The organism is Pseudomonas sp. EA_5y_Pfl2_R50 (genome assembly GCF_963970475.1).
Taxonomy (GTDB): domain Bacteria; phylum Pseudomonadota; class Gammaproteobacteria; order Pseudomonadales; family Pseudomonadaceae; genus Aquipseudomonas.
On record NZ_CAXAPT010000254.1, the window covers coordinates 1 to 255 of the forward strand.

A 255-nucleotide genomic window follows, 5' to 3' on the forward strand; every position below is an offset into this window, starting at 1 on the left:
ATTCGCATCAATCATAATAAATGTCCAGGGTGTCTATGGTGTGTTCTCGACCGACCACGCCAAAGCTGCCGGTGACCTCAATGTCACGCATGACGGGTGGGTAAACGTCGATTTCGTCGCCGTCATAGAGGGATACGGCAATGTCTAAATTGCCTTGGGTTTCCAGACTGATGGCCAGCCCGGTCAGGTGCCGCGTGACGGGCTTGGCATCGTCGATCAGGCGCTCCAGTTCCTGATACATTTCCTCGGTGATAC

General features: G+C 54.1%; 1 pseudogene. It reads right to left on the reverse strand.

Annotation, left to right across the window (positions count from 1 at the left end):
* Positions 1-7 precede the first annotated feature (7 nt).
* Positions 8-255, reverse strand: a pseudogene (locus tag AACY19_RS27700) (phage tail protein I); the annotation flags it as partial.